Here is a 19,152-nt window from a genome sequence, read left to right as displayed (position 1 = left end):
ATCAATGTGATGATAAAGGGCTGGATCAATTATTACTGCAAGTTCCATAAATGGACTACGGTAGGATTGTGGTATTGGCTGAACAGAAAATTGATAGAATGGAAGATGGCTCAGAAACGGAGAATGGGTAAAAGAAAGGCTATCAGGTGGCTGGTAACAGTTTACCGGGGAAAGCCAAATCTATTCGCACATTGGCAACTTGTACCACCAACTCTTGGTAAAAAGTAGGGGACCTGACTTTGGAAGCGTCCGCCGCGGCGGAGAGACTATCACGCATGGTGCTGTGAGAGGTTTGGGGTGAAATTCCCCTTACCTACTCGACTTGTAAATACAAAAAGGCCAGTCTCCCGGCCTTCTCCATTCTTAGTTCCCTTGTTTTCCTACTTTTTACCCACCAAAATCAAGTCTTCCTGTGGCGTAATCAGATATTCTGCTCCGGTATCAGTGACCACAGCCATCTCTTCCACAGAGATGGTTTTCTCGGTACCATCGGCTTGCTTCCAGCAGTGAAATCCGTCAAAGGCGAAGGTCATCCCTTTTTTCAAAAGCTTTTGGGCGGCGGGCCTTGGAGTAGGAATTCTTGCTCCACCAAGATTTGGTCCCACATCGTGTGCGACATAGCCGACAGGGTGCCCGGTACTCCAGGGTACATACAGCGAGCCGTTGGCATCCATCAGGTCGCGCTGCGCCCGATCCACATCTTCACCTTTAACTCCGGGCTTCATCGCCGCCAATGCAATTCGGCTTCCGGCCTTTCCAAAGTCCCAATATTGCTGAATAGCTGCAGGAGCTTTGGTTTCCCCATCTTTCAGTACGTAGGCAAAACGCTGAATGTCGCTGACCCAAATCCCGTAAAGTTTGACACCAAAATCAGTCTGAATTACATCTCCAGGCATAATGACCTTGTCCGTGGCATGTGAATGTCCCCGATCGGGACCTGAGTTGACATTTGGGTTTTGGTCGGGATGCCAAGCATCGGCCACTCCGTATTCCGCCATTTTTGCTTTGAGGAATTTGGCCACGTCTGCGTCAGTAGTCTTACCAGGTTGGATCATTGCATAGGCCTCGACTTGGAAATCTGCCGCCAATTGCGCTGCTTTTTTCAGGATTTCCACTTCCTCCGGAAGTTTGATTGACAGCCACTCGTAAACCAAATCCTCTGAGGATATCAGTTTGGAGGCATCTTTTCCCATCAATCTAGCCAAATCCAGATACTGACTATGCGTAAGACCGTCTGCCATCTCATTACTTTCAGAGGAGTTAATTGCCACTTTGGAGAACCCTGTTTTTTTGATGAATTCTACCGCTTTGGCCACGGCTGATTCTCCTCTCGGCACTCGCTCGACCTTTTCATGGATATCCAGGTCATCCAGGGCAGTAGCCTCACCTTCTGGTGAAAAAACCAGGGAATGAAAACCGCTTTGATCATTATAAAAAAGAAATGCCGCTGTTCCGCTTGCATTTTCTCCACCGACGTGGGTAGCAATGGGATCATTGTAATTTTCACGGCAGATGACCAGCCATAAATCGACTCCGGCATTTTTTAAGGCTTCGGGAAGGAGCTGATTGATCCGTTTTTTTCGGATTTCCGGCCAGGGATTTTCTCCCCAATAGGCGGCGGGATTGATTTTTTCAGTTTCAAGAGCTGCTTTTTCAGCAGGTTGGCAAGCCCAAATTAAGGCTAGCAATCCAAAAAGGAAGAGTGGGTTTTTCATTGTTAAAATTAAATATATGGTGAAAATAATCAGGATTTTTTCCCTGCAAAACCCGACTCCTGAAAATGCAACATGTTAACATTCAGGAATACAAATGGAAAAAAGGAGTAATTTGAACAAAACAAGGCAGTAGTCGTGTTAAAAGTCAAAATCCAGTAGCAGAAATAGCTGAAAATGAAAATAGGAATTGTTTGTTACCCTACTTTTGGGGGCAGTGGCGTAGTCGCCACAGAACTTGGCAAAGGCTTGGCAAAAGTCGGCCATGAGGTTCATTTCATCACTTACAAGCAACCGATGCGGCTTGATTTTTTCAGTGAAAATTTATTCTATCATGAAGTAGATATCAAAAGCTACCCGCTGTTTGAGCATGCTCCTTACGAACTTGCGCTTGCCAGCAAAATGGTCAGTGTGGTAAAATATGAAAATTTGGATTTGCTCCATGTGCATTATGCCATACCTCATGCTTCGGCGGCCTATATGGCCAAGCAGATACTGAAGACAGAGGGGATTCAGATTCCGGTAGTGACTACGCTGCATGGAACAGATATCACGCTAGTGGGCAAAGACCCAAGTTATGAGCCTGTCGTTACTTTTTCTATCAATCAATCGGATGGGGTAACAGCGGTATCAGAGGACTTGAGAAAAGAAACCTATGAGTACTTTGATATCAAAAGAGACATAGAAGTCATCCCAAATTTTATTGACTTGGAGCGCTTCAAACGCCAGCGGAAGGATCACTTTAAAATGGCGATTTGTCCACAGGGTGAAAAATTACTTGTTCATACTTCCAATTTTCGAAAGGTAAAGCGCGTAGAGGATGTGATTCAGGTGTTTTATGAGGTGAGAAAGACCATTCCCGTCAAATTACTTTTGGTAGGGGATGGACCGGAGCGAGATCGTATGGAGCGACTTTGCCGAACACTCGGGACTTGTGACGATATCCGCTTTTTAGGAAAGCTTGATGCCGTTGAAGAGGTCCTTTCTGTAGCCGATTTGTTTTTGATGCCTTCGGAAAAAGAGAGCTTTGGACTTGCCGCATTGGAGGCAATGGCCTGTGAGGTGCCGGTTTTATCTTCCAATGCCGGTGGTATTCCGGAATTGAACCTGGATGGGGTGACGGGATTTTGCTGTAACGTGGGCGATGTCGAAGACATGACTCTAAAAGCCAAGATTATTTTGGCGGATGAAAATCTTCAAGGTTTCAAAGAGCGGGCACTTGCAAGAGCCAAGGTTTTTGATATAGACCAGATTCTCCCTCTATATGTTGCTTATTATGAGAAAACTATAGCTTCAACCTTGACGGAAGTCTGAGATTTATTGATATAAATCAGCTTCAAAAATATTTACACAAAGCTCAAAAACCTTATCTTTACGGCTGAGTTAAGCCCATGAACGGTAATTAATTCATTTGCTTTCTTAACTTATTATTTATCTATGAAAAAGATTGGAAGATTGGAAAAGCCTGACAATTTTGGTTCGGCCCATATGTTTTCTAGTCCGATTCTGGAAAGACTTTCCAGAACCCACATCATGGTGCCGATCACCTTATTTATGTCAATTGCTTCGGTATCCTTTTATTATGCCTTGACTACTACGGAGATTGGATTGGGAATTGGTTTATTGGTGATGTTTTTGGGAATGTTTGCATTCACTTTCGTGGAATACATGATGCACAAGCATTTCTTTCACATGGAACCGGATACTCCCTTGAAAGATAAGCTGCAGTATTCAGTGCATGGTGTTCACCACGACTATCCGAGGGACAAGGATCGATTGGCCATGCCGCCCTTTGTCAGCGCTGCCTATGCTGCGATTTTATATTTGATCTTCAATTTGATTATGGGGGAGTATTCCCTGTATTTTCTACCCGGATTTCTGATCGGATATACTGCGTATTTGAGTGTCCACTTTATTGTACACCGCTTCAATCCCCCTAAGAATTTCCTGAAAATACTTTGGGTAAATCATGCAATTCACCATTACAAAGATCCCGATACTTCCTTTGGCGTAAGTTCACCACTTTGGGATTACTTGTTGGGCACCTTGCCCAAAAAAGATTAAAAAAAGCCTCCTACGGGAGGTTTTTTGTTGGGGGTTGCCACTAAGTCGCCAAGCCGCAAAGAAGTTTAAAATCTAAAATTCTGTAGTACTTCGACATTCATAATTTAGCATTCGATATTCGACATTTTTTAAAAAATCAGATTTTAGAAATTTTAAATTTGAACTCTATATATGTTACAAAAAACAAGTAACCCAATAACTTGTAACTAAGACTTACCGTCTTTGAGTCGTAGTGGCAAAAATAAATTATGCGAACAGTATCAATCATTGGTCTAGGTTGGATAGGTGAACCTTTAGGCATTCAATTGAAGGAAAAAGGTTTCCAAGTCTTGGGATCTACCACTTCTGCCGAAAAGCAGGAGAACCTTTCCAAAAGTGGACTCAAGGCGATCCGGTTTTCCTTAAATCCCCATCCCGAAGGAATCGGCTTCAATTCCCTCTTTCAGGCTGAGATCCTGGTAGTCAATATTCCTCCGAGGATCCGTTCGGGAAATGGAGAATTCCACCTGGAGCAACTCAAATACCTCAGAAGTCTGCTTGATAATTCGCCTATTAAGAGGGTGATTTTTGTCTCCAGCACAGGTATTTATCCTGATTCCCTGTCTGAGGAAGCGTATTCCGAGGAATTTCCAATGACTTTAGAAAACGCAGGGAATGACATTCTTTTCCGATCGGAGCAGCTGATGGAAAAAGGGCGAAGTTATGATTTGACGATTGTCCGATTTGGTGGTTTGATGGGAAATGATCGGATTCCGGGGAAGTATTTTTCAGGAAGGGAAAATGTAGCGGGTCATACCCGGGTCAACTTTATCCATCAGAATGATGCAGTGGGAATTTTGGCTTGGGTGATTGAAAAAGAGCTCTGGAATCAAACTTTCAATGGAGTAGCTCCGATTCATCCCCTGCGGAGGGAGATTTATGAAAAAAATGCTGTGGAATTCGGGATTGATCCTCCAACCAGTTATCAAAACGAACCGGAAGGTTTAGATCGCTTGATTGATTCCAGTAAGATTTTGGAGACGGGATTTGAGTTTGAGTTTCAGGATCCATTGGGTTTTAAATACAGTTGAAACACAGTTGAAATACAATTGAAACAAAGCACCCTTCGGGCGCGAAATATTTCTGTCAATAGCTCCTCAGGTCTAGTATCTTCATAGGGGGCTATTACTACTATTTCCCCCGACGAAGGAGGGCTTATTTCCATAGTATTTCGCAAAACTTATTTCCTTTTTATTTCGCGAAGCATATCTCTTTCTATCTCGCGTAGCATGTCTCTATAAAATTCTGTCATCTTGTCACTTTTTCACTCTTGGAACAGGCATTGATACCCTGCACACGTAACTATTTTGTAATCTTTAAACCGACTTATACCCATGCAGGAAAAAGGCACGATCTCGATCCATACCGAGAACATTTTCCCGATTATCAAGAAATTCCTATACTCCGACCATGAGATTTTCCTTCGGGAACTCGTCTCCAACGCGGTAGATGCGACCCAAAAAATCAAGCGACTCGCGACATTAGGTCAGTACACCGGCGAACTGGGTGATGTGACTGTCGAAGTGGCTTTTGATGAGAAAAAGAAAACCATCACCATCTCCGACAAAGGTCTCGGAATGACTGCCGAGGAGATCAAAAAGTACATCAACCAGATTGCTTTCTCCGGTGCCACCGAATTCGTCGAGAAATTCAAAGATGCCAAAGATGCCAATGAGATCATCGGTAAGTTTGGTTTGGGTTTCTACTCCGCATTCATGGTCGCCAAAAACGTGGAAATCCACACGCTTTCCTATCAGGATGGCGCAGAACCTGCCATTTGGACTTGCGACGGCAGCACCGAGTTTGAGATCAAAAAGGGCAAAAAGAAAACCCGTGGTACAGACATTATCCTGCACATCAACGAGGATTCCGAAGAGTTCCTCGACAAGTGGAAGCTTCAGGGAATCTTAGATAAATACGCAAAATTCCTTCCCGTACCGATCAAGTTCGGAACCAAATCCGAGTCTGTAGAAGACGGCATCGATGACAAAGGTGAGAAAAAGTGGAAGTCTGTCGAAGTGGACAACATCATCAATACGACTGCGCCACTTTGGACCAAGTCGCCAAGCGATTTGAAGGACGAGGATTACCTCGCATTCTACAAGAGCCTCTATCCAATGGGTGAGGATCCGCTTTTCTGGATTCACCTGAATGTGGATTATCCTTTCAACTTGACCGGAGTGTTGTATTTCCCGAAGGTCAAAAACGAATTCGAGCTTCAGCGCAATAAAATCAAACTTTTCAGCCGTCAGGTATTTATCACAGATGAGGTGAAGGACATCGTTCCTGAATTCCTGATGCTGCTTCATGGGGTGATTGATTCTCCGGACATTCCGCTTAACGTATCCCGAAGCTTCTTGCAAGCTGATGGTAACGTGAAGAAAATTAACAACTACATCACCAAAAAGGTAGCTGACAAACTTTCTGAACTGTACAAAAAAGACAGAAAAGCCTACGAAGCCAAGTGGAGCGATATCGGACTCTTCGTGAAGTACGGGATGATCTCCGAAGATAAATTCTACGAAAAAGGCAAGGAGTTTACGCTGCTTAAAAATACAAAAGACGAATACTTCACCTTGGACGAATACCGTGAAAAGGTAAAGGCTATCCAAACTGACAAAAACGAGCAGACGATTTTCTTGTACGCCACTGACCTGAATAAGCAGGATGGATTTATCCAGTCTGCTGAGAAGAAAGGCTTTGATGTCTTGGTATTGGATTCGCCGATTGACAGTCACTTTATCCAGCATTTGGAGACTAAGTTGGAAAAGACCCAACTCAAGAGAGTGGATGCCGATGTGGTCGAGAAATTGATTCAAACGGATTCTACCTACGCCAATCTCCTCACCGAAGATCAAAGCAAAGTGGTGAAGGAGCTCTTCGAAAAGGCGATCAATAATAAAAACTACACCGTGGAGGTAGAAGGCCTTAGTCCGGAAGAGATGCCTGTCACCATCACCATGGAAGAGTGGATGCGTCGGATGAAGGATATGGCGCAGAACGGAGGCGGACCGATGAGCTTCTATGGCAGTCTGCCTGACAGCTACAAAGTCGCCATCAACGGAAATCACCCCATGGTAGACAAAGTACTAAAGGCCGAGTCTGAAGAAGAAAAAGAGCGATTGGCCAAGCAGGCTTTTGACTTGGCATTACTTTCCCAAGGCTTATTGACCGGTAAAGATCTGACTGCCTTCGTTAAGCGAAGTGTGGAGATGATTTGATATGAGAGACCTTTGGGGTTTCCAAAAACCCCGAAGGTCTTTTTTCACCCTGACACTTCGACTCCGCTCAGTGTGACTAGAGTCGAAGGGTTTTATTTGGAAACCTTCGAGGTTTCTAAAACCTCAAAGGTTTTTATCCCAATCCCCGGCATAAGTCGGGGATTTTTCAATTCCCCACCCCCGTACTAGGCTATTTGGAGAAATCCTGTATTTTTGATCATGCTTTCCAAAAAGACCAAGTACGCCCTTCATGCCCTAACTTACCTCGGCAAGCACCGTGAAACTAAAACTGTCCTGATTCAGGATATCGCGGAGGAGCATGGGATTTCGCATAAGTTCCTAGAAAATATCCTCCTCGAACTCCGGAAGGCCGGCTACCTTGGCAGCAAAAAAGGAAAAGGCGGGGGGTATTATCTGATCAAAGAACCCAAAGATATTCCCCTTTCCAAAGTTATTCGACTATTGGATGGACCCATTGCTTTGCTTCCCTGTGTCAGTCTCAACTATTATGAACCCTGTGCCGAATGCAAGGATGAAGCTCATTGCGGTATCAATAAGGTTATGATTCAAGTCCGAGACGAGACACTTAAAATATTGGAAAACAAGACTTTACAGGATATTCTAGACGGCGAATAAAATTTTTTTATCATTAAGTCTATAATTTTTATAGGGTTTATATACTTTTGTCTCTCCCTTCGTATATAACTTCATGATTTCAGACCAATTCGCCAAGAGGCTTTTTTTCTCCAAACCCGGAAAAGACAGCAATGCCAAAAGTTTGCTCAAGTCAATTTCCTGGAGGATTGTGGGTATCATGGATAAGATAGTCATATCCTTTATCATAACCGGTCAACTGGTAATGGCGGTATCCATAGGTTCCGTTGAAGTGGTCACCAAAATATTGTTGTACTACGTGCACGAACGGGTATGGGAGAATGCAACTAAAGAAAAAATCAATGAGCCAGCAACAGAACTTGTCAGATCTTGAAGCGAAGCTTAGCGCACTTTCAGCGGAAGAAGGCCTGGCATTGATTGCCGACCTCTTTCCGGGGAAAGTCGTGTTTTCTACCTCCTTGGGTCAGGAAGATCAGGTGATTACACAATTGATTGCTTCGCAAAACTTACCGATTCAGATTTTTTCTCTGGATACTGGGCGGCTGTTTCCTGAGACTTTGGAGCTTCTTTCGAGAACAGAAAGCAAATACAAAACCCGTATCAAAGTCTATTATCCCGAGACTTCTTCCGTGGAAAAATTGGTGGATGAGATAGGAATCAATGGGTTTTATGACTCGGTAGAAAATAGAAAATCTTGTTGCTTTGTCAGAAAAGTGGAACCGTTGAAGCGAGCCTTGGCGGGGAATCAAGTGTGGATTACTGGACTCAGAGCCGAACAGAGCGCCAATCGGAGCGATATGAAGCACATCGAGTGGGACGAAGGAAATCAGATCATCAAGTACAATCCGCTATTGAACTGGACTTTTGATCAGATGATTGGGTATATCAACGAACATCGAATTCCATATAATCCGCTACACGATCAGGGATTTGTCAGCATTGGATGCGCTCCCTGTACCCGGGCAATTCTCCCCGGCGAAGACGCCCGCGCCGGCCGTTGGTGGTGGGAAGACTCGAAAAAGGAGTGTGGGCTGCATAGTAGGTGAGAAGCAAGAAGCTAGATACAAGAACCAAGACTAAAATCTTCATCATTCGACATTCGAGGTTCGACATTCGATATTGAAAAATTGGAGGATTTGTGAAAATTGAAAATAAGAGAATAGAAGAAATAACGAACAGCGAATGCTGAATAACGAATGTTGAAGGCAGCGTAAATCGTAAATCAAAAATCGTAATTCCCTATGTCAAACCTATTCATACCTAATCCCAAAGAAGCAGAATCGATCCACATCCTGAGAGAAGTGGCGGCGCAATTTGAGCGTCCGGTTTTGCTTTTTTCGGGAGGAAAAGACTCCATCACCCTGGTGAGATTGGCTCAAAAGGCTTTTTTTCCAGCAAAGATTCCTTTTCCACTCCTGCATGTTGATACTGGCCACAATTTCCCGGAAACCATCGAGTTTCGGGACAAATTGGTTGCCGAATTGGGTCTGGAACTGATTGTCAGAAACGTCCAAGATTCCATCGATCAGGGTAAAGTGCGTGAGGAGCGCGGCCGCTATGCGAGCCGGAATACCCTTCAAACAACCACATTGCTTGATGCCATCGAAGAATTTAAGTTTGACGCTTGTATCGGTGGAGCAAGAAGAGACGAAGAGAAAGCCAGAGCCAAAGAGCGTGTTTTTTCTGTGCGGGATGACTTCGGTCAGTGGGACGAAAAGAATCAGCGTCCGGAGCTTTTCGATATGCTGAATGGAAAAATCCACGTCGGGCAGAACGTTCGCGTTTTCCCGATTTCCAACTGGACTGAACTCGACGTGTGGGAGTATATCAAAACTGAAAATATCGAGATTCCTTCGATCTACTTTGCGCATAAGCGTGAGGTATTCTTCCGTGACGGAATGATCTGGACTGCCAACGAGCATGTTTACAGAGAGCAAACAGAGTTGGTTGAAGAGAAAATGGTCCGCTTCAGAACCGTTGGGGATATGACCTGTACTGCCGCTGTGCTTTCAGAAGCTATCACATTGGATGATGTAGTGGCCGAAATTCGGGACTCGACGATTTCAGAGCGAGGTGCGAGAATTGATGATAAGCGTTCCGAAGCAGCGATGGAGACGAGGAAGAAGGTTGGATACTTTTGATAGACACAAGATACTAGACACAAGAAGCAAGAGAATTTCCCGATTGGCTGTGCTACTTCTCTAGAAGCAGCATTTCAGAATTAAAAGTTGTGCTTCCGAAGAAGCAGGACAACAAGAAGTTCTGCTTTCGGGAAAGCAGTAAATCGAAAAACGAATTGGCCGTAGACTGTGGTCCGTCGACCGTTGACAAAGAATTAAACTATGGATATACAAGGCAGAAAACTCATAAAAATCGCCACTGCAGGCTCAGTTGATGACGGTAAAAGCACGCTGATCGGGCGGTTGCTATACGATACAAAGTCCCTCACTACTGACAAAATCGAAGCCATCGAACGCAGTTCCAGGCAACGCGGCTACGATTATCTGGATTTTTCATTGGCAACTGACGGATTGGTTGCTGAACGAGAGCAAGGAATAACAATTGACGTTGCTCATATTTATTTCAATACTGAAAAAACCAATTTCATTGTAGCGGATACGCCCGGCCATGTGGAGTACACCCGAAATATGGTGACCGGTGCTTCGACTTCGAATGTTGCGATCATTCTGATTGACGCTCGCAAGGGTGTCATTGAGCAGACCTACCGACATTTCTTTATTGCTAACCTGCTTCGCATTTCACATGTGGTAGTAGCGATTAATAAAATGGATTTGGTCGGATATGACGAGGATATTTATCTGAAAATCAAAGCTGATTTTGATGCGCTTGTGGAGAAAAGTGATTTCCATCAGGAGCAAATTACATTTATTCCGGTCTCAGCATTGAAGGGTGAAAACATCGCCCGAAAATCCGAACACATGCCTTGGTACCTCGGAAATACACTTTTGGATCATTTGGAGATTCTCGAACCTGAGGATTTGCAGGAAAGTACCGTAGCGAGATTTCCTATTCAATATGTGATTCGACCAAAAACAGAAGCATACCATGATTTCAGGGGTTTCTCTGGTAAACTCTACGGAGGAAGTCTGAAAGTTGGGGATGCTGTGACTGTGCTTCCATCCGGAAATGAATCCACGATCAAAAGCATTCATTTCTTCGATCAGGAATTGGAGGAAGCGGCTCCCGGATCATCGATTGCCATCACCTTGACGACAGAAGTGGATTGCAGCCGTGGGGATATGATTGTGAAAAGTGGTTTTGTGCCTAAAAGTGAGAAAATACTTTCCGCCACCATTTGCCAAGTGAATAGCAAAGCTTTGAAAGTTGGAGGTAAGTACATTCTTCAGCACGGTATCAACCGGGTATTGGCAAAAGTCGATCAGATTGAAAGCCGAATTCATACCGATTTTACTGGAACTGAGGAAGCAGATCAGCTCAAGTTGAATGATATCGGGCGTGTTCATTTCCGTCTGAGCAAACCGATCCACTTTGATTCCTATCATGACAATAAGTCGAACGGAAGCTTTATTCTGATCGATGAGGGAAGCTATGATACGGTTTCTGTTGGGTTTATTGAATAGTATCTAGATATCAGTATCAAGTATCAAGTACCCGAACTTCGATGTTCAATATTCGATGTTCGGTGTTCAATATTAAAAAAACAGCAGTAGCATTTAAAAAAAACTGAAATGCCATGAGTGGAGACACTCACGACGGCATTCAAGACTTCGCTATTCATTATTCGATGTTCGACATTCGATATTTAAAAATAATGAACACTGAATGCTGAATATTGAACTCCGAAGATTGAAATACGAATGAAGAATCGATTTAATTAAAAAGCACTATCCCTATAGGGAAAACCTATCGTAACCATGCAAAGCTTCAGAACCGAACTGGAAAATCCGATTGTAGAACGAGATATCCTGGAATTGGAACGAAAAATCGCCCTTTTCCGCGAGGGAAAAATCGATGAGGAAAAATTTCGCAGTCTGCGTCTTGCCCGTGGTGTCTATGGACAGCGGCAGCAAGGCGTACAGATGATCCGCATCAAATTGCCTTATGGGCGGGTAACATCCTCTCAATTGCGAAGAATCTGCAAGGTTTCGGAGGAGTATTCCACAGGAAGACTTCACATCACCACACGTCAGGACATTCAGATTCACTACGTGAGTTTGGATCGGACTCCTGAGCTGTGGGCCGAATTGGAGCGGGATGATGTCACCTTGCGAGAAGCCTGTGGGAATACGGTTCGAAATGTCACAGCATCCGAACTGGCAGGAATTGATCCCAAAGAGCCTTTTGACGTGACTCCTTATGCGGATGCCACTTTCCGATACTTTTTGAGAAATCCGGTTTGCCAGGAAATGGGCCGTAAGTTCAAAATGTCCTTTTCTTCTTCGGATGAAGACATTGCCTTGAGTTATTTGCATGATTTGGGCTTTATCCCAAAAGTGAAAACCGTAGATGGGAAAGAGGTTAGGGGGTTTAAAGTTCTCCTCGGAGGTGGTTTGGGTTCTCAGCCCCGACATGCGGATATGATTTCTGAGTTTGTGGAAACGGATCAGATCATCCCGTTTACTGAGGCGGTGCTCCGGATCTTTGACCGGCATGGAGAGCGGGCCAGAAGAAACAAGGCCAGAATGAAGTTTTTGGTCAAAGACCTGGGAGTTGAGGCATTTTTGGATTTGGTGGAAAAAGAGCGAAAGGCACTGCCTTTTTCAAGTTTCCCGCTGGATTTTGAAGACTATGAATCGGGAAAAACCCTTCCCAATCCCGAAAGTCCGACCCTCGAAAAAGAACCCGGATTGGATTTCGAGCTTTGGAAACTGACCAATGTACTGCCACAAAAGCAGAAAGGCTATGTAGCCATCGGAGTGAAAGTGCCGCTTGGTGATTTTTACATCGATCAGGCGAGAGCCTTGGCAGATTTGGTGGAAAAATATGCGAATAACGAAGTGCGGTTTACCCTTCGTCAAAACTTCCTGATCCGGGATGTGCGTGAAGACCTAGTTCCTTTTTTCTATCAGGAACTTCAGAAAATCGGCCTTGGACAGCGCGGTTATAATACTCTTGGTGACATTACGGCTTGCCCAGGTACAGATACCTGTAATCTTGGAATCGCAAGCTCTACAGGTATTGCTGTCGAGCTTGAGAAAGTCATTCTCGAGGAATATCCCCAATACCTTCAAAATCAGGATTTGGTGATCAAAATCTCGGGTTGCATGAACGCTTGTGGACAGCACAACATGGCGCATATCGGATTTCAGGGCATGTCTATGAAATCTGGGAAAACCGTTGTGCCTGCACTCCAAGTGCTCCTTGGCGGAGGAAATTTGGGTGATGGAAACGGACGTTTTGCTGATAAGGTGACCAAAGTTCCAAGTCGTCGAGGGCCTCAGGCTTTGAGAGTTTTGTTGGATGATTTTGAGAAAAATGCCGGAGGGATTGATTTCCTAAATTATTATGATCGGCAGGGTCAAATGTATTTCTATGAATTGCTAAAGGAACTCAGTGATGCATCGACAGTGACAGTTTCCGACTCTGTGGATTGGGGACACAATGAGGCCTATGAAGTGGCGGTTGGTGTGGGTGAATGCGCTGGAGTCGTGATCGACTTGGTGGCTACTTTGCTCCTAGAAGCTTTGGAAAAACTCGAACTCGGCAAAGAGGCTTTGGAGCAGGGCCGTTGGTCAGACAGCATTTACCACCATTATGCAGGACTGATCAATGCCGCAAAAGCATTGTTGCTCAGTGAAGATACCAGCACGAATAGCTATGCGAATATCATTTCCCTTTTCGATGAGAAATTTGTCGAAACTGGCAAAATCAATATGGAAGGCACTTTCGCAGAGAAAGTTTATCAGATCAATCAGTACGAACCGACTGAAGAATTTGCCAAAGCTTATGCAAAACAGGCCATGGAAGTTTATAGCCTGCTAAAAACATATCGTGAGGAGGAAGTGGAAGCATGAGAACTACCATCAATCCAAAAGTAACGCTCGTCGGCGCCGGTCCGGGAGATCCTGAACTGATCACTTTGAAGGCAATCTTGGCTTTGAACACCGCAGATGTGGTGCTCTATGATGCTTTGATCGATCCGGTTTTGCTCAAGCATGCGCCGGATACTGCCTTAAAAATCTTTGTTGGCAAGCGCGTAGGAAAACACTCAACTCCTCAGGAAGACACGAATCAACTTTGCGTCAGTTTGGCAAAAAAGCATGGACACGTTGTGAGACTTAAAGGTGGAGATCCCTTTGTCTTCGGTCGGGGTGCAGAAGAAATTGAATACATCGAGGCGTTTGGGATACCCACTGCTTTGGTTCCGGGAATTACTTCGGCAATTGCAGTTCCGGCTTCGGCGGGGATTCCCGTGACCAAACGTGGTGTGTCCGAAAGTTTTTGGGTAGTAACAGGAACAACTTCTTCGGGAGAATTATCACGTGATTTGGCTTTGGCCGCACGATCAACAGCTACGGTTGTGATCTTGATGGGCACCAAAAAGCTGGCTGAAATCGTGAAGGTTTACCAGCAATTTGGAAAGTCAGACCTTCCAATCGCAATTATTCAAAGCGGAACCACTTCTGAAGAAAAGATTGTGGCCGGGTATATTTCCGACATTGAGCACAAAGCAAAAGAAGCCCAAGCCGAGGCTCCAGCGATAATAATTGTTGGGGAAGTTGTCAAAGAAAGTGTGAAATTGGCGGAGGTGTATAGAGTGGTCAGTAGGCAGTCACAGTTTGCAGTAACCAGAAATCAATTGTAATTGGCAATCCATAAGCGTCGAAAATCGTGTCAGGCTGAGCGGAGTCGAAGCCATATGAGGCAATATTTTCCGATAAATGAAATCTAGTTGAGCTTCCTAACCCTACCACATTCCAACCTTACAACCTTACAACTTTCTCAAATCTTGTATCTAATGTCTTGCTTCTAATAAAATGAACCATCTCTACCCCATTTTCCTCAAAGTCCATGAACTCAATGTCCTGCTGGTCGGAGGAGGTTTTGTGGCTACGGAAAAGTTGGAATTTCTATTGAAATCTAGCCCAGAAGCACAAGTGACTGTGGTTTCAAAGGAATTCAGACCGGAGTTTTTGGAAGTGGCGGCAAAAGCCGATACGGTAACTTTGATTGAGGATCTTTATCACGAAAAGTATCTTGGCGGGAAACATCTTGTGATTGGAGCTACCGACAACAAGGCTGTAAACCGACAGATCCGAGACGAAGCAAAGGAGCGCTTTTTATTAGTCAACATTGCGGATACACCTGAATTGTGCGATTTCTATCTAGGTGGAATCGTAACCAAAGGCAACCTGAAAATCGCCATCAGCACCAATGGCAAATCCCCAACCACAGCCAAACGACTGCGGCAACTGTTGGAAGAAGTGCTTCCTGAGGAAATCGATGACCTGCTGCTCAATCTGAATGCATATCGGGAGACTTTAAAGGGAGATTTTGAATTTAAAGTGAAGGCAATGAATGAGATTACTGAGGGATTGGTGAGGAAAGACACAAGAAATTAGACACGAGACGCTAGACGCTAGACAAAGTGAGCTTGCCTGATTTTGGTTGTCACATTATTGTCTTGTGTCAGTTAAAAGCCAAAAATCACATCTTATGTGCGGATTATGTGATTTTTTTCACATTTTTGTAGGGTAAAATGTGATTTTATGTTTTTCGAACGTGAAGTAACTTTCCAATTGAAAGCTTGGACAAGCAGGCCAAAGCCAAAGCCATTACTCCTGAAAGGTGCCAGACAGGTCGGTAAAACTTCGATTTTGAAATGGTTTGGGAAAAAGGAATACGAAAAGACTGCCTATTTTAATTTTGATCGGCAACCTGATCTCAAGCAATTTTTTGAATTGACAAAGGACCCTAAACGAATTATCCAAAATCTTTCTTTGGTGGTTGGATTTTCAATTGAGCCAAGAAACACACTTATTATTTTTGATGAAATCCAAGAATGCAAAGAGGCTTTAAATTCACTTAAATATTTTGAGGAATCAGATGAGGCTTACCATGTGATTGGGGCTGGATCCTTACTTGGAGTTACTCTGGGGAATTATTCTTCGTTTCCTGTAGGCAAAGTCGAGTTTTTGGAAATTCATCCATTAACTTTTTTGGAATTTCTAAACCAAAAAGATCCAGAAATGGCAGAATTTATTCGGGGAATTGAAAAGGTGGAACCACTACTCGATTATTTTGTCAATCGAATTTCGGAAAGCTTTAGGCTGTTCATGATTTCTGGTGGAATGCCTGAACCTGCTCGAGAAATTGCCGAAAATGGTGATTTGAGTCGTGTGGAAGAGCTTTTGGATAATATCAATCAGGCTTATCAGTTGGATTTTTCCAAGCATGTTCCATCAAAGGATATCCAAAAAATAGCGTATATCTGGGATTCTATACCTTCTCAATTGGCTAAAGAAAATAAAAAATTTCTTTATCAAGTGGTGAAGCCCGGAGCAAGAGCCAGGGAGTATGAAGATGCTTTAACTTGGTTAATTCAGGCAGGCCTGGTTCAAAAAGTTTCTAGAATCAATAAGGCTGCGATTCCCTTACCGGCTTATTTGGATTTATCGGCTTTTAAAATCTATCTTTTGGATGTCGGATTGTTAAGGAAAAAGGCTGGGTTAGATGCAAAAATGATCCTCAATCCAAATGATTTATTCTCAGAATTTAAAGGTGCTTTAGCTGAAAATTACATCCTTCAATCTCTTTTAGCGCAATTTGACAATGCTCCTGTCTATTGGACTTCTAACGGAAGAGCAGAATTGGATTTTTTATTACAACATGAGGGGGAATTGATTCCCATTGAGGTTAAGTCGGCTGAGAATATTCGGGGAAAAAGTCTGTCGGTGTACGGGGAAGAAAATAATCCGAAAGTTAAAATTAGATTTTCAATGAGAAACCTGATCCAGCAAGAAGGCTTGATCAATATTCCTTTGTTTTTGGTAGATCGGACGAAGTACTTTTTGGATTTTGTTTTGAAAGTGTAAAACAATCGAATCAAGAAGCTAAAGAAATGAAACAAGATAAAACCAATCCATTTTTTCAGTTTGCTCCTGAAATTTTAGCGATTAGTTACCATTGTAAGTATTCCGGTTTAAGTCCTGATTGCAATTTTTTATTTCCCCCAGTTCCCGTATTTTTGGACTTCCTTTGAAAACGCATCAATAAACTAGCTATATGGCCTATTTATTCACCTCAGAGTCAGTGTCTGAGGGTCATCCTGACAAAATCGCTGACCAAATTTCCGACGCGCTGATTGATAATTTTTTAGCCTTCGACCCCAACTCTAAAGTAGCTTGTGAAACTCTCGTGACCACCGGACAGGTTTTTTTGGCGGGCGAAGTCAAATCTGATATTTACCTTGACGTGCAAAAGATAGCCCGTGATGTCATCAACCGTATCGGTTATACCAAAAGCGAGTACATGTTTGAAGGCAACTCCTGTGGAGTTCTCTCTGCGATTCATGAGCAGTCCGCTGACATCAATCAGGGTGTGGAGCGTAAGAATCCTGAGGAGCAGGGCGCAGGTGACCAAGGGATGATGTTCGGCTACGCAACCAGCGAAACCGAAAACTACATGCCGCTTGCCTTGGATCTTTCCCACATGATCCTCAAAGAATTGGCGGCGTTGCGTAGAGAAAACAAGGACATCACTTATCTCAGACCTGATTCCAAGTCTCAAGTGACCATCGAATACAGCGACGATAATGTGCCTCAGCGAATCGATGCGATCGTGGTGTCTACTCAACATGACGACTTCGATGAGGAGGAAACCATGCTGGCAAAAATCAAATCCGATATCATCAATATCCTCATTCCTAGAGTGAAAGCTCAATTGAAGCCGGAACTTCAGAAGTTATTCACGGATGAGATCGTTTACCACATCAACCCAACCGGTAAGTTTGTGATCGGTGGTCCTCACGGGGATACCGGGTTGACCGGTAGAAAAATCATCGTTGATACTTACGGTGGCAAAGGCGCACACGGTGGAGGAGCTTTCTCCGGAAAAGATCCATCGAAAGTTGACCGATCTGCGGCTTATGCAACGCGTCACATCGCCAAAAATATGGTTGCAGCAGGCGTGGCTGACGAAATCTTGGTGCAGGTATCCTATGCCATCGGAGTTGCAAAGCCAATGGGAATCTACATCAATACTTATGGTACTGCCAAAGTAGAATTGAGTGATGGTGAAATTGCCAGAAAAGTGGAGGCTATTTTCGACATGCGCCCTTATGCCATTGAGCAGCGATTGAAGCTGAGAAATCCGATCTATGAAGAAACAGCCGCATACGGCCACATGGGCAGGAAAAATGAAGTAGTGAAAAAGACCTTTTACTCTCCATACAGAGAAGCTATCGTCAAAGAAGTGGAGCTTTTCACTTGGGAAAAGCTTGATTTCGTAGATCAAGTAAAGGCTGCCTTCGGGATTTAAGTCGAATTTTAGCGGATATAATATTAAGCCCCGAAGCGATTCGGGGCTTTTTGCTTCCATACCTTTTGGGGAAAATTCTGAATCAACCAAAAGTGAAATCCATAGAAGCTTGACGAAGGTTCTTACCCTTCAATTTACCGAAGGTGTTCAGCGATTTTATTCTGAATGACTTTTTGTACTTTCTCCCAAGTTTGGCCTTTGAGGCTGACTGGATTTTCATCCTCATCTGCATCCTGAAAGTACACCATGACCTGCGGAATCGAGATTAGTAGATTTTGAGTGCTATACTTTGCTTTATGATTTCTGACAAAATCACTCACGGTGTAGTGTTTCAGGAGTTCGGCAATATCCCAGAAGTCTTTCTTTTTCCCCCGGCCCAAAATCGCTTGAATTTTCATAGCCATAATGTCTTGATCTGAAAAGAAGCGAATTCCATCGATCGTTTCTATCGGTCCAATCAATGGGTGAGGGTGTCGGACGATATCGACTTTGACTCCATCGATAAAACAGAAAATACCAAACAATGGAGGGCTAGTTCTAATTTCTAGTCGACTTCCAAAATGTCTATTTAATTCGCTTATTAAACTTTCGTTTTCGAATTTTTCAAAGGAAAATAAATCTAAATCAATCGAAAGACGATGACCATACTTTAGAGAAAGGGCTGTTCCACCAACCAGACCAAAATACTCAAGGAATGGAAGTGTGAAAAGCTCTATTAATAGGGAAAGAGTTCTGGATTCAACTGTCTGAGTTTGTAGCATCGGAAATCTTTAAGAGGTCTGTCAATTACGGCTGCGGCTAAATACATAGTCATAACTGATAAAAATTTAGCATTCAGCAGAACTTCCGCCACCAGTTCGTCTCCATAGTACCTTCTGCAGTTGCGGATGTCGGGTACATCCCCCCGCTCGAAAACCCGCTCGATGACAAACTTGTATTTTTTGTCATAGTCGAGATTTTCAAAATCCACATCCCAAAAGATGCGCTTGTGAAATACAGGCTTTTCTTTTTGCTCCATCACCTAGGTCATTTGATCAAAT

18 protein-coding genes and 1 pseudogene are annotated in these 19,152 nt (G+C 43.7%); 15 read left to right on the top strand and 4 right to left on the bottom strand.

Features of this window, described 5'->3' with window-relative positions:
• On the top strand, positions 1-228 hold a 228-nt coding region (locus BLQ81_RS12015), incomplete at its 5' end, for a group II intron maturase-specific domain-containing protein (RefSeq protein ID WP_317042029.1).
• Between the two features lie 152 nt (positions 229-380).
• On the opposite strand, the gene BLQ81_RS12010 is transcribed toward BLQ81_RS12015, so the two are convergent.
• Positions 381-1,715 carry a M24 family metallopeptidase gene (locus BLQ81_RS12010; protein ID WP_092730295.1) on the bottom strand — a complete coding sequence of 445 codons (1,335 nt, stop codon included), beginning with the start codon at positions 1,713-1,715 and terminating at the stop codon, positions 381-383.
• A 174-nt stretch (positions 1,716-1,889) separates the two neighbouring features.
• Between BLQ81_RS12010 and bshA the strand changes: the two genes are divergently transcribed.
• The 14 genes from bshA (at position 1,890) to metK (ending at position 18,112) form a co-directional block, all read left to right on the top strand.
• The gene (bshA, locus tag BLQ81_RS12005; RefSeq protein ID WP_092730293.1) at positions 1,890-3,026 is read left to right on the top strand and encodes an N-acetyl-alpha-D-glucosaminyl L-malate synthase BshA; all 1,137 of its coding nucleotides are present in this window, start codon (positions 1,890-1,892) and stop codon (positions 3,024-3,026) included.
• A gap of 123 nt (positions 3,027-3,149) precedes the next feature.
• Positions 3,150-3,776, top strand: a complete 627-nt coding sequence (locus BLQ81_RS12000; protein WP_092730291.1) for a sterol desaturase family protein — start codon at positions 3,150-3,152, stop codon at positions 3,774-3,776.
• A gap of 248 nt (positions 3,777-4,024) precedes the next feature.
• The gene (locus BLQ81_RS11995; protein WP_092730289.1) at positions 4,025-4,846 is read left to right on the top strand and encodes a Rossmann-fold NAD(P)-binding domain-containing protein; all 822 of its coding nucleotides are present in this window, start codon (positions 4,025-4,027) and stop codon (positions 4,844-4,846) included.
• Between the two features lie 303 nt (positions 4,847-5,149).
• A complete protein-coding gene (htpG, locus tag BLQ81_RS11990) occupies positions 5,150-7,036 on the top strand; it encodes a molecular chaperone HtpG (RefSeq protein WP_092730287.1) in 1,887 nt (628 codons plus the stop codon).
• A gap of 219 nt (positions 7,037-7,255) precedes the next feature.
• Positions 7,256-7,672 (top strand): RrF2 family transcriptional regulator, encoded by a 417-nt coding sequence (locus tag BLQ81_RS11985; protein WP_092730285.1) that lies wholly within the window; start codon positions 7,256-7,258, stop codon positions 7,670-7,672.
• 73 nt (positions 7,673-7,745) lie between these two features.
• Positions 7,746-8,024, top strand: a complete 279-nt coding sequence (locus tag BLQ81_RS11980; RefSeq protein WP_092730284.1) for a DUF2061 domain-containing protein — start codon at positions 7,746-7,748, stop codon at positions 8,022-8,024.
• Positions 7,993-8,697, top strand: a complete 705-nt coding sequence (locus tag BLQ81_RS11975) for a phosphoadenylyl-sulfate reductase (RefSeq protein ID WP_092730282.1) — start codon at positions 7,993-7,995, stop codon at positions 8,695-8,697. The genes BLQ81_RS11980 and BLQ81_RS11975 overlap by 32 nt, the downstream gene beginning before the upstream one ends.
• A 195-nt stretch (positions 8,698-8,892) precedes the next feature.
• A complete protein-coding gene (gene cysD, locus BLQ81_RS11970; RefSeq protein WP_092730280.1) occupies positions 8,893-9,792 on the top strand; it encodes a sulfate adenylyltransferase subunit CysD in 900 nt (299 codons plus the stop codon).
• A 201-nt stretch (positions 9,793-9,993) separates the two neighbouring features.
• Positions 9,994-11,253 (top strand): sulfate adenylyltransferase subunit 1, encoded by a 1,260-nt coding sequence (locus BLQ81_RS11965; protein ID WP_092730278.1) that lies wholly within the window; start codon positions 9,994-9,996, stop codon positions 11,251-11,253.
• A 294-nt stretch (positions 11,254-11,547) separates the two neighbouring features.
• Positions 11,548-13,647, top strand: a complete 2,100-nt coding sequence (locus BLQ81_RS11960; protein ID WP_092730276.1) for a HEPN domain-containing protein — start codon at positions 11,548-11,550, stop codon at positions 13,645-13,647.
• Positions 13,644-14,438 carry a uroporphyrinogen-III C-methyltransferase gene (gene cobA, locus BLQ81_RS11955; protein ID WP_092730274.1) on the top strand — a complete coding sequence of 265 codons (795 nt, stop codon included), beginning with the start codon at positions 13,644-13,646 and terminating at the stop codon, positions 14,436-14,438. Before BLQ81_RS11960 ends, cobA begins: the two co-directional genes overlap by 4 nt.
• A 172-nt stretch (positions 14,439-14,610) precedes the next feature.
• Complete coding sequence (locus BLQ81_RS11950) at positions 14,611-15,195, top strand: precorrin-2 dehydrogenase/sirohydrochlorin ferrochelatase family protein (RefSeq protein WP_092730272.1); 585 nt, start codon at positions 14,611-14,613, stop codon at positions 15,193-15,195.
• Positions 15,196-15,342: 147 nt separating this feature from the next.
• Positions 15,343-16,668 carry an ATP-binding protein gene (locus BLQ81_RS11945; RefSeq protein WP_092730270.1) on the top strand — a complete coding sequence of 442 codons (1,326 nt, stop codon included), beginning with the start codon at positions 15,343-15,345 and terminating at the stop codon, positions 16,666-16,668.
• A gap of 190 nt (positions 16,669-16,858) precedes the next feature.
• Entirely contained in the window at positions 16,859-18,112 is a 1,254-nt protein-coding gene (metK, locus tag BLQ81_RS11940; RefSeq protein WP_092730268.1) for a methionine adenosyltransferase, read from the top strand.
• Positions 18,113-18,246: 134 nt separating this feature from the next.
• On the opposite strand, the gene BLQ81_RS22740 is transcribed toward metK, so the two are convergent.
• From BLQ81_RS22740 to BLQ81_RS11930, 3 genes and pseudogenes are all read right to left on the bottom strand, one after another.
• Complete coding sequence (locus tag BLQ81_RS22740; protein WP_245693252.1) at positions 18,247-18,636, bottom strand: nucleotidyl transferase AbiEii/AbiGii toxin family protein; 390 nt, start codon at positions 18,634-18,636, stop codon at positions 18,247-18,249.
• 39 nt (positions 18,637-18,675) lie between these two features.
• Positions 18,676-18,873: pseudogene (locus tag BLQ81_RS23125) on the bottom strand (nucleotidyl transferase AbiEii/AbiGii toxin family protein); the annotation flags it as partial.
• On the bottom strand, positions 18,828-19,130 hold the full coding sequence (locus tag BLQ81_RS11930) for a DUF6922 domain-containing protein (protein ID WP_092730264.1): 303 nt from the start codon (positions 19,128-19,130) through the stop codon (positions 18,828-18,830). The pseudogene BLQ81_RS23125 and the gene BLQ81_RS11930, both read right to left, overlap by 46 nt.
• Positions 19,131-19,152: the final 22 nt, after the last annotated feature.

Origin of the sequence: Algoriphagus alkaliphilus, from assembly GCF_900103735.1 — a bacterium.
In the GTDB taxonomy this organism is placed as follows: Bacteria; Bacteroidota; Bacteroidia; order Cytophagales; family Cyclobacteriaceae; genus Algoriphagus; species Algoriphagus alkaliphilus.
This window is presented reverse-complemented; position numbering and strand designations above follow the sequence as displayed.

Coding starts and splice junctions, on each gene's coding strand:
- BLQ81_RS12010 (WP_092730295.1), bottom strand. CDS start 1,715: ATGAAAAACCCACTCTTCCTTTTTGGATTGCTAGCCTTAATTTGGGCT.
- bshA (WP_092730293.1), top strand. CDS start 1,890: ATGAAAATAGGAATTGTTTGTTACCCTACTTTTGGGGGCAGTGGCGTA.
- BLQ81_RS12000 (WP_092730291.1), top strand. CDS start 3,150: ATGAAAAAGATTGGAAGATTGGAAAAGCCTGACAATTTTGGTTCGGCC.
- BLQ81_RS11995 (WP_092730289.1), top strand. CDS start 4,025: ATGCGAACAGTATCAATCATTGGTCTAGGTTGGATAGGTGAACCTTTA.
- htpG (WP_092730287.1), top strand. CDS start 5,150: ATGCAGGAAAAAGGCACGATCTCGATCCATACCGAGAACATTTTCCCG.
- BLQ81_RS11985 (WP_092730285.1), top strand. CDS start 7,256: ATGCTTTCCAAAAAGACCAAGTACGCCCTTCATGCCCTAACTTACCTC.
- BLQ81_RS11980 (WP_092730284.1), top strand. CDS start 7,746: ATGATTTCAGACCAATTCGCCAAGAGGCTTTTTTTCTCCAAACCCGGA.
- BLQ81_RS11975 (WP_092730282.1), top strand. CDS start 7,993: ATGAGCCAGCAACAGAACTTGTCAGATCTTGAAGCGAAGCTTAGCGCA.
- cysD (WP_092730280.1), top strand. CDS start 8,893: ATGTCAAACCTATTCATACCTAATCCCAAAGAAGCAGAATCGATCCAC.
- BLQ81_RS11965 (WP_092730278.1), top strand. CDS start 9,994: ATGGATATACAAGGCAGAAAACTCATAAAAATCGCCACTGCAGGCTCA.
- BLQ81_RS11960 (WP_092730276.1), top strand. CDS start 11,548: ATGCAAAGCTTCAGAACCGAACTGGAAAATCCGATTGTAGAACGAGAT.
- cobA (WP_092730274.1), top strand. CDS start 13,644: ATGAGAACTACCATCAATCCAAAAGTAACGCTCGTCGGCGCCGGTCCG.
- BLQ81_RS11950 (WP_092730272.1), top strand. CDS start 14,611: ATGAACCATCTCTACCCCATTTTCCTCAAAGTCCATGAACTCAATGTC.
- BLQ81_RS11945 (WP_092730270.1), top strand. CDS start 15,343: ATGTTTTTCGAACGTGAAGTAACTTTCCAATTGAAAGCTTGGACAAGC.
- metK (WP_092730268.1), top strand. CDS start 16,859: ATGGCCTATTTATTCACCTCAGAGTCAGTGTCTGAGGGTCATCCTGAC.
- BLQ81_RS11930 (WP_092730264.1), bottom strand. CDS start 19,130: ATGGAGCAAAAAGAAAAGCCTGTATTTCACAAGCGCATCTTTTGGGAT.